Consider the following 15991-nt stretch of genomic DNA (forward strand, 5'->3'; position numbering starts at 1 on the left):
GAGGTAATTTATGGAAACGATTAAAACTTATATAGAAATGCTTAAAGAATATAAGTGGCAGATTGCCCTGCCTGCAGTGGCTGGCTTGCTAATGGCGACGTTCTTAATATTCAGTCAATCAGCCAAGTCTGATCAGACAGGCCTGACAGATTTTCCACAGACCGAACAAACTTCTAGTAGCTCTGACTTGGTCGAGGAAACCAGTACAGAAGCAAGCGAAGAGCCCAGCCAGCTGGTCGTTGATGTCAAAGGAGCAGTAGCAAAGCCGGGACTCTACACTTTAGAAGCTGATGCGCGTGTCAATGATGCAGTTGAAGCAGCTGGCGGCTTGACCAGTCAGGCAGACCCCAAGTCTATCAATCTGGCTCAGAAGCTCAGCGACGAAGCGGTGGTCTATGTGGCCAGCAAGGATGAAAATATCTCGGTGGTGACTAGCACGACGGCCAGCTCTGCTATGTCCCAAGAAGAAAAAAACACCAGTCTAGTCAATCTCAACACGGCGACTGAGGCGGACCTACAGACTATTTCGGGCATCGGTTCCAAGCGAGCGGCGGACATTATCGCCTATCGTGAGGCCAATGGCGGCTTCAAATCGGTGGACGACCTTAACAATGTTTCAGGCATTGGCGACAAGACCATGGAAAGCATTCGACCTTATGTCACGGTTGAGTAAGCTCCCCTGCCAGCCCATCCACCTAGCCATCTTAGCGGTGGTGGCCTACTTTGCAGTCCACTCTTTTTCCCTTTTGACAATGGGCCTGCTCAGTTTGGTGTTAGCTGTCTTTGGTTTTCGGCAAGGTAAGACGGTTTTCCTCAAAACGCTGCTGCTTCTAGCCCTGTGCGGTCTGTTTTTCGGATGTCAAAAGGTCCAATGGGAGCGGGCAGACCAGTTAGCCCCAGAGCAAGTCACAACTGTGCAGGTCATTCCAGATACCATTGAAGTAAACGGGGACAGTCTGTCCTTTCGGGGTCGGGCTGACGGACAAACCTATCAGGTTTTCTACAAATTAGCTAGTCAGGAGGAACAGGCCTATTTTCAAAAACTGACAGGTCTGGTCCAACTAGAAGTGGAAGCAGAGGTCAGCCTGCCAGCTGGTCAACGTAATTTCAAGGGCTTTGACTATCAGACCTATCTGAAAACGCAGGGAATTTATCGGACAGTTAAGATTTCTGCGATAAAGAAGATTGTCCTTGTCCAGTCGTGGAATATTTTTGACTGGTTATCAAGCTGGCGGAGGCATGCCTTGGTCTATGTCAAAACCAATTTTCCAGCTCCGATGAGTCACTACATGACAGGGCTTTTGTTTGGGGAGCTGGATAGTGATTTCGACCAGATGAGTGACCTCTATTCTAGTTTAGGAATCATTCATCTCTTTGCCCTGTCTGGCATGCAGGTGGGATTTTTCATCGACAAGTTTCGCTGGATTTTACTGCGTTTGGGCTTGACCAAGGAAACCGTAGACAAGTTGCAGATTCCCTTTTCCATTGTTTATGCTGGTTTGACAGGCTTTTCTGTGTCGGTTGTGCGATCCTTGGTCCAGAAAATTCTGGGTAATATGGGCTTGCGGAAGCTGGATAACTTTGCGGTGACAGTTTTTGTCTGTCTGCTGATTCTGCCCCGATTTTTGCTGACAGCTGGTGGTGTCTTGACCTTTACCTATGCTTTTTTGCTGACGGTCTTTGATTTTGAGGACTTGGGGCAGGTCAAAAAGGCTGCGGTGGAGAGTCTCAGTATTTCACTTGGAATTTTGCCGGTGCTCATGACCTATTTCTATGCCTTTCAGCCCTTGTCTATTCTCTTGACTTTTGTCTTTTCCTTTATCTTTGATGTCTTGCTTTTGCCAGGTTTGTCAGTCATTTTTCTCCTGTCGCCAGTTGTCAAGATAACTTGGGTCAACGGATTTTTTGTCTTTATGGAAAAAATCATTGTCTGGGTGGCGGATTTGGGATTGCGACCTTGGATACTGGGCAAGCCGTCTGGGGTAATTCTTGTTCTCTTGCTAATCTGTCTCTTCTTACTTTATGATTTCCACAGGAAAAAGAACTGGCTCCTAGGTCTGAGCCTGGTCCTCGCTCTGCTATTTTTCATAACCAAACACCCGCTGGAAAACGAGGTGACGGTGGTGGATATCGGGCAGGGGGACAGTATCTTTTTGCGGGATATGCGGGGGCGGACGGTCCTGATTGATGTGGGCGGACGGGTTGATTTTGCGGCTAAGGAGGAGTGGCAGGAGCGGTCTTCGCAGGCTAATGCAGAGCGGACTTTGATTCCCTATCTGCATAGTCGGGGCGTGGACAGGATTGATAGTTTAGTCCTGACCCATACCGACGCAGACCATGTGGGCGATGTGCTGGAAGTGGCCAAGCAGGTCCAGATTGGTCGGATTTACGTGTCGCCTGGAAGTCTGGCGGTGCCTGACTTTGTAGCAACTCTGAAAAAAATCAATGTGCCTATCCATGTGATAAAAGTGGGTGACCGCTTGCCGATTTTTAACTCCTATCTGGAAGTCCTCTATCCAGACGGGACAGGGGACGGAGGTAATAATGATTCCATTGTTCTCTACGGTCGCTTGCTGGAAACCAATTTCCTCTTTACAGGGGACTTGGAGCAGGGAGAGTTGGACTTGATTAAAACCTATCCCAATCTGCCTGTTGATGTTCTCAAAGCTGGTCACCACGGCTCCAAAGGCTCTTCCTATCCTGAATTTTTGGACCATATCGGAGCCAAGATTGCCCTGGTATCAGCAGGAGAAAGTAACCGCTACAAGCATCCTCACCAAGAAACCTTGGACCGTTTTGACAGCCGGAATATCCAAGTCTATCGAACTGATCAGCAGGGCGCCATTCGCTTTCGAGGCTGGAAGAAGTGGCGAATTGAAACGGTGAGGGAGTGATGGTTTTAAAAAAGGGCCCTATAATCTCTCTGGTGGATTTACCCACTGCAGAAATTATAGTGCCCATTAGGGGAGTTGGATAGCCTCAGCTTTTTAGCAAGTTATTCATGTATGTAGTTTATTCTAGTTGGTACTCGTTTCTTATCTCCACAAAGTTCTTTGGAGAGGAGGTGAGAAGACGACATTACAGTCTCTCAGGATAGATTTGGTTGATTTCCCAAAAGTCCCTTCAGAAGGAGTTGATCGCTTCTGAGAAGTAATCTTATATTGAATCACCCCAAAAGTTAGATAGAAATATCTAACTTTTTTGGGGTAGTATATATTATTTACTTTTCCTTTTTAGTTTTGAGAAGAGGCAAGATAGCCCAACCAAGTCCTAAAGATACTAGGAAAATGTATCCCAATCTAGATAGGAAGTTTTCTTTTTGCTCACCAGTTTTTGGTAATAGTGCGCCATTGGTTTGTTGAAGCTGGCTCGGAGAAACGATAGCATCATGTTGTCTATTCGACAGATATTCTATCGATTTTGGTGTCTCTGCGAGCTTCATTGGAGTAGGGATTGCTTCATTAGTTGGCAATGTTGGTGGCAAAATCGGTACAAGATTTGGAGTATCTGGTTTTTCTTCCTTGTTTGGGAGGTTATCGGTACTGCGACTTCCGATTTTGATAACTTGTTCAATCGGCTCAAGGAGGATGGTATCAGAAATAATTTCTTCATTGTTTCTTCCAACGACCGCTCCATTTATGAGAGCAATAATTTGTCGTTGACCGTCTTTTCCTTGTACAAGGATAATTTCTTCTCCCTGTTTCAACTGATTATCCACGATGTATTTCGTTTGGAAAGGAATTGGTATGATTGTTGTACTCCATTTGAGTTCAGGTTTTATGTGTTGTTCAGGAGCAGTTTCGGGAACTTTTATTTCTAAAGTTCCGATTTTCACGACATGCTCAACTGGTTCGATTGTTTCCGTTACGGTGTTCGCAGTAATGTTTCCAGTTTTGGTATCCAGTGTGTAGGTCGTAGTGATGATTTCCTTGCCTTCTTTCCCTTGAGTGATGGTCTCTGTGTGTCCTTTTGGCAATTCAGGGTCTTCTACGGTAGTTGTCTTGTATTTCAAGACGTTGGTTACAACAACTGGTTTTGTACCGACAACGACAATTTCGTTTTGTGGTTTTTCAAGGACTTCTCTTACCGGCTCAGAACCTTCTGTCTCAGTAATTTTTGCCTTTCCAAGTTTTCCGCTAGAGATGGTTTCTTTTTCTCCAGCTGTTCTGTTTTCGTCAGCTTGGTAGATAACTGTAAACGGAATCTCTTCGAATCGAACGGTTGTTTGAGGGGAAGATTTGGTTCCGATTTTCACAACTTTTTCGACTGGTTCAATTGTTTCCGTTACGGTGTTCGCAGTAATGTTTCCAGTTTTGGTATCCAGTGTGTAGGTTGTAGTAATGATTTCCTTGCCTTCTTTACCTTGAGTGACGGTCTCTGTGTGTCCTTTTGGCAATTCAGGGTCTTCTACGGTAGTTGTCTTGTATTTCAAGATGTTGGTTACAACAACTGGTTTTGTACCGACAGCGACAATTTCGTTTTGTGGTTTTTCAAGGACTTCTCTTACTGGCTCAGAACCTTCTGTCTCAGTAATTTTTACCTTTCCAAGTTTTCCGCTAGAGATGGTTTCTTTTTCCCCAGCCGTTCTGTTTTCGTCGGCTTGATAGATAGTTGTAAATGGAATCTCTTCAAAACGAACGGTTGTTTGAGGGGAAGTCGTATAGCGCCAGTAACCGGTATAGAATTGTCGTTTTGTAGTACTATTAGAATCAAGTTCCCATCTGTCAAAGACCCATCTTCCATCCCCATCTACAACTATTTCAGTAATCGCTTCTGGTTGTGGAATCGCTTGATTAGGACTTTCCTTATCTTCTGGCAATAAATCTTCGACTTCACTTGGCAATATCTTATCAAGTTCTACGGATTCAAAATAATATCCTGCTGAGTAAGGCTGATGATAGATGTAATTTCCGTCTTTGTCCATTTTAAGTATTTCATCCAGCGGTATTAGCTTGACTGAAAGGCCACTTTGTTTAGAAGCAATAGTGACAAATGTCTTACCGTCTGATTCAGAGAAATTCATATCTTTGCGTTTAAACTGGATAGTCGCTTGTCCGTCTAAATCTTGTAAGGCTAATTGTCCCTTATCTGTGAATCCTAATATTCCATCTCCTTTAAGTGATTGGAAACGAGCTTCTAAATCTCCCAAATTTATTTGGCTACCAGTTTCTACTGTTAATGCCTGTTGGATTGGATTGAGTGATTGGCTGTTTAGGGAGATAAAGGAATTGTTTTTTACTATGAGATTTGAGATGTTTTTTAACTCTACATTACTTGCTTTGCTATTATTAAAAATAAGGGTTACCTGATTGGTTTCAGGTGCTTGGAATTTATTGACCTGATTACTTTCGGAAGTGATTGTAACAGGAGAAGGTGTAGTCACTTCGACACCGTTTTTAATTTGTGTACCATTTGCAATCGCAATATCTGCGGCATTTTGGACGGTCATCTTATCGAAAACAGTTTCATTTGTATTTAAAATTTTCAAACTGGATTCACGCTTATCAGTTGTATCTGCTGATGAACCTATGATAAGACTAGGGCGTTTATCAGTTTGACGATTGGATATAAGAGTGGATACATGATCCATTGTCACTTGACCATCTATGTAGATGTTTCCAGGGACATTGCTTTCTGTTAAAGCATGAATACTTAAATTACGTAGGGTAACGTTATTTGAAATTTGAATACTCTCATTAAAAATAATCGCATTTTCACTGCTATCACTCTCAATGGTAACTGCTTTATTGATGACGAGTGGAGTTCGCTCGGTGGCATTGCCGACCAGTTTGATGATAGTACCATCTGTAGCTTTCTGCAAGGCTTCAGCCAAACTTCCCATAGGGGTATCTTCTGTCAGTCCTTGTCCGTTTCCGCCATTTTTTACATAGATAATGTCAGATTGTTTTGGTGCTTCAAAGATACTAGCTTCTAGATTGTTAAACTGTAGAGCTTTGTTTAGAATATCTAATTTAACTTTACGGACATTAGTTGCTAACCGAGCAACTGAAGCTTTTTGAGCTGCTTGGTCTAACTGCGTTTGAGTAACAGTGGAACGACTGTTAAGTAGACTGTTAATTGAATTTCGATAGGTGGTTAATACTGCTAAATCAGCTTTTATAGCTGTTTCTAACTCTTTCTCCAATTGGCTAGTTTGCCACAATTGATTAACCGGTTCCTTATCTTCTAACCGTTTATATTGCGCTTTTTTGAAACTAGCCCAATCTGAATATTCGTTTCCTAAGATTGCTTTAAAAGCTTCTGAGTCGCTATTGTATCTGTTACTAATGTAACTTATAAAGGCATCCCAGCCTTTCCATGCCAATATTTCATATGCATGTCGCTTGAAAGAGATATCTCCAACGGTATTATTGCCACTTGGAGCTTCTGAAGCACCGTAGAAGCTTTCTAGAAGTGGGACATGATCATATTGGTTATGACTTAATTCCGTTAGGATAGGGGAAATTCCACGAGGGATAAACTGACCACTGACTGCATCTTGGTCAACCAAATCATTGATGCTAGTTGGTTTAGTAAGTGAAGCAACCGTCAACTGCCCATAGGGGAGAAATGCATCGTTGGTAGAAGGGAGACTGGTGGTTGTCGTGCTAGTGTTAGAAGTGGTATTGCGAGGTACTTGGACGACCTTATTGAAATAAGTAGCTAATTCATTCTCTGCTAGGGATTTTAAAGCAACCCTCGCTTCAACAGCTTCTAAATAAGCGACTAAATCAACAAGATTTTTTGTGTAATTTGCTAACTTTTCTGTAGAAGTTTGAGGTGTTAATGCTTGAGTACGATTAGAACTTTCAGCAATAGTGAGAGTGGTATTCAAATTAAAGACAGGTTTGTACTCACCAGGAACACCGTTTTGTGTATTATCAATTACTTCAAATAAACCTCGTGCATACACTTCAGGTCCTTGACCAGCTCGTCGACCTTCTTTTCGATAAGTTCCACCGAACAACCTAGCCTCATCGTTTGTATGAGTCATTTCGTGAGTGAACAGTGCGACACCTGAAAGGTTACTGTGCATAAAGCGTGTCTCGTAGGCTTTAATCATATTTTCACCATTTGCAACACCTCCTAGTCCAACTCCTGAACGAACATAATTTTCCCAGAGATTCATTGGAGAGAAGAAGTTGAGTACCGCAGAATGTGCAGAAGTGCCTTCGTTAGGTGACCAAGTGTGTGCTTTGGTGGTCTCGTTATAGACATTCATCGTATCAACTGCTAGTGTAAATGGAATAGTTGTACTATCTTTTTTAGCAGAGTTAAGGAAAGTCAACCAATTTTCTTGGTAGGTAAGGATTTTTTCGAAGAAAGTAGATGTAGGTTGTTGTACCCCACGTTCTTTAGTAAAGTTTTTCAACTCAGGGTACAGGTCTGTATACGAATCTAAAAGTCCAAGAGTCAAACTATTGCTAGTACCCGCAACGTAAATTCCTCTTCCTTGTGAGAGGATAGGGAGAATGTAATCTGGCTTATTTGTTTTTAATAATTCAAAGATGGAGATGTTTGGGCTTGTTCCAATCAAAGCTTGGGACTGTTCTGTAAAGTAACTATTGACATCTTTACCTTTTGATTGAGCAATTTTTTCAACCAATTCAGCCGTAGACTTAGTACCGGTATATTGGCTAATTAGGCGTTCCTTGAACTGATTCTGATTGAGATTTAAGGCAAGTGACCGTTTATCAGTAATACGACCACCATAAGCCATCAATCGGTCATAGGCACTTGTTTGGTCTGCTTGGATATTACCAATTGTGTGGGGAGTAAAGACAAGAGTTTGTGGTAAATCTTTTTCAAAGGAGTATTGTTGCTGGAGATAAAGGACGCCACGGTAGAGTTGACTAAGATTATTTTTTAGAGTTTCAACTGTAAGCCCTGATTTTTCCGTAAGTAGCTGACCATTGTTATATGCAAGTAGTTGTTGGAAAGTGTTTTTCGCCTCAGGCGCAAGAGCTTCAATACTCGCATCTTCGTAGAGGTTTTTGTTCGCTTCAATCAGTGCTAATTTTCTTGCTTCTTCTACTTTTTCAGCATTAGAGAGATTTTTGTATTTTTCATCCAATCTAATCTTTTGGATCAGTGGAATGAAATACTTCGTTGAGTCAGCAGGGCTTAACCATTCTTTAGGTTTCACAACATCTAGTAAAGCTACTTTATCAGCGCTGGTTTCAAAGTTTGTGAGAATGAGGTTGCTAAGTGTTTGTTTCTCTTCAGCGTTTAGAGATGCTATCGTTTTAGACTGAGTGATGCTTCCTTTTTCGATTGCTTGGATTGCAGTATCATTTCCAGACACAGTAGTTGTGGGGCTTGTATTGGTTGCGGCACGAAGGGCTGTTGTTCCTTCGCTTGTGTTAGGTTGCTCTGCTTTAAGACTGGCGTCGATAGTTTCTATTTTAGAGGATGATTCAGGGGAGTAAAGAGCAGTAGTTTCCGTTGGTAACTCTACTTCATTTACTGAGCTCTCTGTTGAAGATGAAGTTGTAGTGGTGTCTACGGTATTTGCAAGGTGGTCAGTATGACTGGCGGTAGATTCGGGTACCGCTTGTTCCGGACTGGTACTTTTTTCTGTATCAGTTTGTCCCTCAACCGTATTATCTATGGTGATTTCTTCTTGAGTAGTAGTTTCCGTATTTTGAATGCTCTCTCTATTGTTAGGAGTTTCCGTAGGTTGAGTAGGGATGTTTTCCTCTTCGCCTGTTGCGTTGCTAACAATAACTTCAACACTCTTTTCAGCGGCTGCTACAGTACTGTTTCCTTGAGTAAGAAATGCAAATCCGATACAAATGGACACAACACCGATTGATAATTTTTTTATAGAAAATCTTTGTTTCCGTTCCATATTTTCCCCTTTTCTAGTTCATGTTGTTATCTAGAATATAACAGAAATTAAGCGTTTTTGCAAATAGTATAGTAATTGATTTTGTTAGACACTTTGCCAGCCTCATTGCTTTTGTGGTAAAATGAAAACAGAATATGAGGTATACATGTTAGTTATTGAACAGATTGAAAAATTAAAAAAAGAGAAATTAGAGCTTCTGACCGTTTTATGCGGTGAAGACATCGGACAATACCAAATAGCGAAAGACTCACTTCTTCGGAAGCTTGATTTTGATGCGGCAGATTTAGGTTTTGCCTATTTTGATATGTCGGAGGCTGATTATCATCAGGTAGATTTGGATTTGGTTTCTCTCCCATTTTTTTCAGACGAAAAAGTTGTCATACTGGATTATTTTTCTGATTTGACCACAGACAAGAAGCGGCATTTGACAGACGATGAGCTTAAACAGTTTGAGGCTTATTTGGAAAATCCTGTCGAAACAACACGTTTGATTATCCTAGCCCCAGGAAAGTTGGATAGCAAGCGACGCCTGGTTAAACTCCTCAAACGAGATGGACTAGTATTAGAAGCCAATCCTCTGAAGGAGATGGATTTGAAAAATCATTTCCAAAAGGAGATAATGCGTTTTGGATTGCAGATGGGAGGAGAGGTTTTTCAATATCTTTTAGAAAAGTCCAATTTTGATTTTGCAGAAATCAGTAAGAACCTAGTCTTTCTTCAATCTTATAAGGGAAAAGAGACGATTGAAATTTCAGATATTGATGCGGCTATCCCCAAGACACTACAGGATAATATCTTTGATTTAACACAGTTAATTCTACAATCCAAGGTAGACGAGGCTCGCAACTTAGTTCGTGACTTGCGGTTGCAAGGGGAGGAAGAGGTTAAGTTGATTGCCATCATGTTAACTCAATTTCGAACCTATCTACAAGTGCAAATCCTAGTAGAGCAAGGCCGAGGGGAACAGCAGATAGTAGCTGAGTTATCAACTATTATGGGGCGTAAGGTGAATCCATACCAAGTAAAGTATGCTTTGCGTGATTCACGCCATCTGTCCATTGGATTTTTGAAAAAAGTTGTTCGATTATTGATAGAAACAGATTATCAAATCAAGACAGGACGGTTTGATAAGGATTACTTGTTTGATCTTACATTGTTAAAAATTGCAACGAGTTAAGTGTCTGATTAGTATTTTCAGACAAAAAAATTGAAAAGGCTCTCACATTGGAGTAGAATAGAACTATCACTTAGTATAGGAGAAAACGAAAATGGCAATTATTTTACCAGACCTTCCATACGCATACGATGCCTTGGAACCACATATTGATGCAGAAACAATGACCCTGCACCATGACAAGCACCATGCAACTTATGTTGCAAATGCTAATGCAGCCCTTGAAAAACACCCAGAAATCGGTGAAGACTTGGTAGCACTTTTGTCAGATGTGGAGCAAATTCCAGCTGACATTCGTCAAGCTTTGATTAACAACGGTGGTGGTCATTTGAACCATGCTCTTTTCTGGGAATTGCTTACACCTGAAAAAACAGACATTTCAGCAGAATTGGCAGCCGATATTGATGCGACCTTTGGTTCATTTGATGCCTTCAAAGATGCCTTCACAACTGCAGCAACAACTCGTTTCGGTTCAGGCTGGGCTTTCTTGGTTGTTAATAAAGAAGGTAAGTTGGAAGTTATCTCAACTGCTAACCAAGACACACCAATCATGCAAGGTTTGAAACCAATCTTGGCATTGGATGTTTGGGAGCATGCTTACTACCTTAACTACCGTAACGTCCGTCCAAACTACATCAAAGCCTTCTTTGAAGTGATTAACTGGGACAAGGTTAACGAACTTTATAAAGCAGCTAAATAAGAGCAGTGAGGCTGGGTAAAAAGCCCAGCACCGCTTCTCAACGTTAGTGTCAACATCTCAGCGCAGTGGTTGATTGGCAGATTTATTCGTGTTTTACACTCCAAATCTGACCTAATCAACTGTGCGGGGGTGGGAAGACGAACTCTTCTATGAATGGTCGAGTTCTTTCCCACTCCCTTTTTTAGTTGTGAGGAGTATTTTGGAGAGAATTGTGTAAGGGAAGAGTGATGATTTTTCGTATTATGGATAAAAACAACAAGATATTTTCAGAAAAATGATGTAAAAGTAAGAATAAACGAATATTTTTATAATTTTTTGTTATAAATGACTGATTTGATATTGAAAAGCCGTAAAAAAAGGATTATTATAGATATGTCAATATGAAAAAAATAGAAGGAGCATTGTTTTGCTTATGAAAAAGAATATTCGGTTGAAAAGCAGTGTACTAGCTCTTGTAGCTGGTTTTAGTGTCATTACAACACAGGCTGTTTTAGCAGATGAATTAGCTGTCCAAATTATGGGAGTTAATGATTTCCATGGTGCGCTTGATACGACAGGGACAGCGCGATTGGAGGGGGAAACAGTTCGGAATGCAGGAACTGCCGCTTTGCTTGATGCTTACATGGATGATTCGCAAGCAGAATTTGAAGAAACAGCAGCAGAAACAGAAACACCTGCAGAGTCTATCCGTGTTCAAGCTGGAGATATGGTTGGTGCAAGTCCATCGAATTCTGGACTTTTACAAGATGAACCAACTGTAAAAGTCTTTAACAAAATGGATGTTGAATACGGTACTTTGGGGAACCATGAATTTGATGAGGGACTTGATGAGTATAACCGTATCATGACTGGTGAAGCTCCAAAAGAAGGCCAGTTTAATGAGATTGTAGATAATTATACTCATGAAGCAGCCAAACAGGAGATTGTTATCGCCAACGTTATTGACAAAGAGACGGGTGAAATTCCGTATGGCTGGAAACCGTATGCTATTAAGACTATTCCTGTAAATGATAAAGAAGCAAATATTGGCTTTATTGGTGTAGTTACGACAGAAATTCCTAATCTTGTTTTGAAGAAAAACTATGAGCAGTACACTTTTTTGAATGAGGCAGAGACGATTGCGAAATATGCGCGTGAGTTAGCTGAAAAGGGTGTAAATGCGATAGTTGTACTGGCTCACGTCCCAGCTACAAGCAAGGATGGTGTGGCTGCTGGTGAAGCTGCAGATATGATTGCTAAGCTAAATGAAATCTATCCTGAACACTCCGTTGACCTTGTATTTGCCGGTCACAACCATGTCTATACAAACGGTACAACAGGCAAAACCTTGATTGTACAAGCTACCTCACAAGGTAAGGCTTATGCAGATGTTAGAGCTGTTTATGATACAGATATTGCCGACTTTAAAGAAGTTCCGACTGCGAAAATTATTGCAGTAGCACCAGGGCAGAAAACACCAAGTCCAGAAATTCAGGCGATTGTAGACGAAGCAAATACCATCGTTAAAAAAGTAACAGAGCAAAAAATTGGTACGGCTAGTCAAGCGACAGATATTTCTCGCGAGGTAAATGAATTTAAAGAAAGTGCTGTGGGCAATTTAGTAACATCGGCTCAATTAGCTATTGCTAAGAAATCAGGTTATGATGTTGACTTTGCAATGACCAACAATGGCGGGATTCGGGCAGATTTGAAGGTCCAAGAGGATGGAACAGTTACTTGGGGATCAGCACAAGCTGTTCAACCATTTGGGAATATCCTACAAGTCGTTCAAATGACAGGTGAGCAGATCTATACAGCCTTAAATCAACAATACGATGAAGGCGAAAAATATTTCCTTCAAATGTCTGGAATTAAATATATCTACACGAAAGCAGATAATCCAACGGAAGAAAATCCTTACAAGGTTGTTAAAGCCTTCAAAGAAGATGGAACAGAGATTGTTCCGACAGAAACCTATACACTTGTCATCAATGACTTCCTATTTGGCGGTGGGGATGGCTTCTCGATTTTCAAAGAAGCTAAACTGATTGGCGCTATCAATCCAGATACAGAAGTATTTGTTGAATATTTGACTGATTTAGAAAAAGCAGGTCAAACCATTAGTGCAACTATTACAGGTAGAAAAGCATTTGTAGAGGAGTACGTAGAAGAACCAAAAGCAGAAGAAAAAGGAGATACTGCTGGGACAACTACCGATACGAAAACACCTGAAAAAGTAAGCGACGGTGGCGATAGTGTGGCAAATCAGAAAGCAAACGAGCAACCGGCACCATCTGGAAGTGTGGCTCCTATTTCAAATAAGAAAGCTAAAAAAGCATCAGGAAATCAAACACTTCCAAATACCGGTCAAGAAGCCCTAGGCTCCCTTCTTATTAGCTTGGGTGGCTTAGTTTCACTCGGAATGGCTGTCTCAATGAGACGTAAGGAAGGGGAATAGGAATCAAGCATAAAAACGACAAACTTTCGAGGTACATTCTAGAATTACTTCTTTTAGAGACTATCATGAGAGAAATGCATAAAAATAATAAGTATTTCATCTTAGAGTAAGTTCTGCTTTTTTGTAAAAATTTGAAAAAACTTACATAACCTTGCTCTTGCAATCTGCTCTCTTCTGGTGTACAATAGAGAAGCAGACTTCCCTTAGTTAAATGGATATAACAAATTCCTCCTAAGAATTAGTTGCAGGTTCGATTCCTGCAGGGGAGATGGAAATACAACGAAAACCCTTGAAATATCAATGTTTTCAAGGGTTTTGTTTTTTCCAAAATGTGACCGAGGGGTAAGAAAGGGGCAAACTATGAATCCAATAGTTCATCTCACCTGCACCCCATAAATAGTCTGTTTTCTGTTTATAAGATAAGCTATGGCAAGTACAGGAATAGCATAGGGCAGGATATTAGCACCGAATACTTCATAACTAATGAAGAGAGGAGCCAGTATGGTATTGGTGGCTGTTCCAAATACGGCACAATACCCAAGGGCTGCAACAAGTTCAGTTGGTAGACCTAGTAATCCTGCTAAAACAGCCCCAGAACTTGCTCCAATCGCAAAGAGTGGAGTAACTTCGCCCCCTTGAAAACCTGCAGCCAAACAAAGACAGGTTAGTAGGAGTTTTAGTAGCCAATCGAAAGCAAACACCTGTTCCCCAGCTAAACTGGCATCGATCAAATTGGTTCCCAAACCAGCATAACGACCTTGATGAAAGAAGAATAGTAGAACGGTCAGTCCAACTCCCATGATAGCTATTTTAATGTAAGGATTTGGAAGCCATCGAGTCGAGATGCTTTTTGCTTGCGCCAGAAACCAAGCAAATAAATTGCCGATGAAACCGAAGCAAAGGGCAATAAATAGCCATTTGAAACTATCTGTAAACTGGAATGAAAAAGATGAAATAGTGTGCGAAAATTTCTCTAATCCCAATAAATGGGAAATAGTAGAAGCCGTGAAAGCGGCAACTAGACAATAGGGGAGACTAGTCCAAGAATATTGGCCAACGATTAATACCTCAATGGCAAAGAAACTAGCAGCCCATGGTGTTTGAAATAGCCCTGTAAAACCTGCGGCCATACCAATCTTTGTTATCATATCTTTGGGCAAGTGTGTGAAATCATGTTTTTGTAACCAGTGTGAGAGACTGGCTCCAAGTTGGACAGCTACACCTTCGCGACCAACGGAAGCACCGACAAGATGACTGAGCCAAGTTGTAGAGATGATGAGTGGAATGAGAACTGGAGAAATTTGCACTAGCTCCCCTTGTCCAGCTTTGAAGACTAAGCCCATACCTGCTTGGACTTCCCTTCCCCATTTTTGATAAATGAAAACAATCACCACCCCTGCAAGTGGCAGAAAGGGGATTAGATATGTAAAATATTCAGACCGTAAGTCTCCAATCCCTAGTAGAATTTTCCCAAAAAGTGTGGTGATAATTCCTGCACCGACTCCAATTAAGCTGGAAAAGAAAAGGAGTTGGATGGCTTGTTTCATCTTATTGCTCATGATTCGCTAACTTGGAAGATTGATAAGCTCTTGATTGGGCCATAATATCGCTAAAGGTTGCTTGAATGGCAGAGCGGTAATCATCCTTTTGAACTAATTTTCCAACTCTTTCAAGGACAGCATTTTCTCGGCTGGTATCCAAAACAGGCTTACCTGTTGCACGCTTATAGGCTGTAACTTGGTCGACCAACTCCATTCGTTTTTCAAGTAGTTCAACCAATTGGCTATCAATCGTGTTAATCTGTTCGCGGATGCAATCCAAATTCATCTTATAAACCTCCGTATATTGTTTCAGTTGTTTTTTAGTATAGCAAAAAACAAGGCAGAATACTAGCCTTGTTTGAGGAAGTTACCAACTTGCTTTTTTTACCCCAGGAAGTTGACCAAGATGGGCTAATTCACGGAAGGTAATCCGACTCACACCGAATTTTCGCATATAGGCATGCGGACGGCCATCAGTCCTGTCGCGGTATTTCAGTCGATTTGGATTTGAGTCGCGAGGCAATTTTCGAAGTGCTTGATAGTCACCTTTTTCTTTGAGACTTTTACGTAAATCCGCATAGCGCTCGATTAACTCCAACTGTCTCTGATAGCGTGCCATTTTTGATTTTTTAGCCATAAAATTCTCCTTTTTTAAAAAACTTAACCAGTTAATTACATATCAAAACTATTAAGATTGCAAGCAATAGGTGTACAATCTTAATAAAAGGCTAAAAGAAAACAGACTAGACCTATTGATAAGCCAGTCTGTCTGTCAGTTAATTCATTGTATCTAGTTTAGCAACAAGGTCTGTCGCAAATTGCTCAAGGTTAACAATATCCTCATCTTCAGCGGCAAGGTCTACCTTAACATTTTCGGCACCCTTAGTTGCACCACGTGAACCAAGCATGACATCAAAGTCATCTACTGCACTACAGAAGTCATCATAGAAGGTATCGCCAGAACCACAAACACCGTAGACCTTACCGGTCAAATCTAAGTCAGCTAGGTCAGCATAGAAATCAACGATTTCATCTGGAAGCTCACCGTCTCCACCGTAAGAATAGGTGTAGCTGGCTACCACGATGAGGTCCGCATCCAAGATTTCTTCGGTTTCAATAGTCGTACATTCGTGAACCTGTACTTCCAAACCTAACTCTTCTAGCTTACTGGCGACGATGTCAGCAATTTCTTCTGTGTTACCAGTCATACTAGCGTAAACTATTTTTGCTAGTGCCATAATTTCCTCCAAATTACATAGTAATTCCATTATACCACACTCCCATCATT

General features: G+C 41.3%; 10 protein-coding genes and 1 tRNA gene. 6 read left to right on the forward strand and 5 right to left on the reverse strand.

The window, feature by feature from the left end:
* The first annotated feature begins 10 nt into the window (after positions 1-10).
* Both F9856_RS04235 and F9856_RS04240 read left to right on the forward strand, forming a co-directional pair.
* Positions 11-673, forward strand: a complete 663-nt coding sequence (locus tag F9856_RS04235; protein WP_202105848.1) for a helix-hairpin-helix domain-containing protein — start codon at positions 11-13, stop codon at positions 671-673.
* The gene (locus tag F9856_RS04240; RefSeq protein WP_202105863.1) at positions 657-2894 is read left to right on the forward strand and encodes a DNA internalization-related competence protein ComEC/Rec2; all 2238 of its coding nucleotides are present in this window, start codon (positions 657-659) and stop codon (positions 2892-2894) included. Before F9856_RS04235 ends, F9856_RS04240 begins: the two co-directional genes overlap by 17 nt.
* Positions 2895-3220: 326 nt before the next feature.
* On the opposite strand, the gene F9856_RS04245 is transcribed toward F9856_RS04240, so the two are convergent.
* Positions 3221-8851: a G5 domain-containing protein gene (locus tag F9856_RS04245; RefSeq protein ID WP_202105849.1), complete on the reverse strand. Its 5631-nt coding sequence runs from the start codon at positions 8849-8851 to the stop codon at positions 3221-3223.
* Positions 8852-8996: 145 nt separating this feature from the next.
* Here F9856_RS04245 and holA point away from each other — a divergent pair, with 145 nt between their 5' ends.
* The 4 genes from holA to F9856_RS04265 all read left to right on the forward strand — a co-directional run bounded on the left by holA (position 8997) and on the right by F9856_RS04265 (position 13431).
* Positions 8997-10028 (forward strand): DNA polymerase III subunit delta, encoded by a 1032-nt coding sequence (holA, locus tag F9856_RS04250; protein ID WP_202105851.1) that lies wholly within the window; start codon positions 8997-8999, stop codon positions 10026-10028.
* Between the two features lie 91 nt (positions 10029-10119).
* Positions 10120-10725: a superoxide dismutase SodA gene (gene sodA / locus F9856_RS04255; protein WP_202105853.1), complete on the forward strand. Its 606-nt coding sequence runs from the start codon at positions 10120-10122 to the stop codon at positions 10723-10725.
* 412 nt (positions 10726-11137) lie between these two features.
* Positions 11138-13162 (forward strand): surface-anchored 5'-nucleotidase, encoded by a 2025-nt coding sequence (locus F9856_RS04260; protein ID WP_202105854.1) that lies wholly within the window; start codon positions 11138-11140, stop codon positions 13160-13162.
* 197 nt (positions 13163-13359) lie between these two features.
* Positions 13360-13431 (forward strand) — tRNA-Arg (locus F9856_RS04265).
* Positions 13432-13536: 105 nt separating this feature from the next.
* Here the strand turns inward: F9856_RS04265 and F9856_RS04270 are convergent.
* The 4 genes from F9856_RS04270 to F9856_RS04285 all read right to left on the reverse strand — a co-directional run bounded on the left by F9856_RS04270 (position 13537) and on the right by F9856_RS04285 (position 15941).
* Positions 13537-14721, reverse strand: a complete 1185-nt coding sequence (locus F9856_RS04270) for a chloride channel protein (protein ID WP_202105855.1) — start codon at positions 14719-14721, stop codon at positions 13537-13539.
* The gene (locus F9856_RS04275) at positions 14711-14989 is read right to left on the reverse strand and encodes a chorismate mutase (RefSeq protein WP_029173708.1); all 279 of its coding nucleotides are present in this window, start codon (positions 14987-14989) and stop codon (positions 14711-14713) included. The genes F9856_RS04270 and F9856_RS04275 overlap by 11 nt, the downstream gene beginning before the upstream one ends.
* An 81-nt stretch (positions 14990-15070) precedes the next feature.
* On the reverse strand, positions 15071-15340 hold the full coding sequence (gene rpsN / locus F9856_RS04280) for a 30S ribosomal protein S14 (RefSeq protein WP_002940393.1): 270 nt from the start codon (positions 15338-15340) through the stop codon (positions 15071-15073).
* Positions 15341-15479: 139 nt separating this feature from the next.
* Positions 15480-15941 (reverse strand): flavodoxin, encoded by a 462-nt coding sequence (locus F9856_RS04285; protein ID WP_012775265.1) that lies wholly within the window; start codon positions 15939-15941, stop codon positions 15480-15482.
* Positions 15942-15991: the final 50 nt, after the last annotated feature.

It is taken from the genome of Streptococcus suis (genome assembly GCF_016743335.1).
Taxonomy (GTDB): domain Bacteria; phylum Bacillota; class Bacilli; order Lactobacillales; family Streptococcaceae; genus Streptococcus; species Streptococcus suis_Y.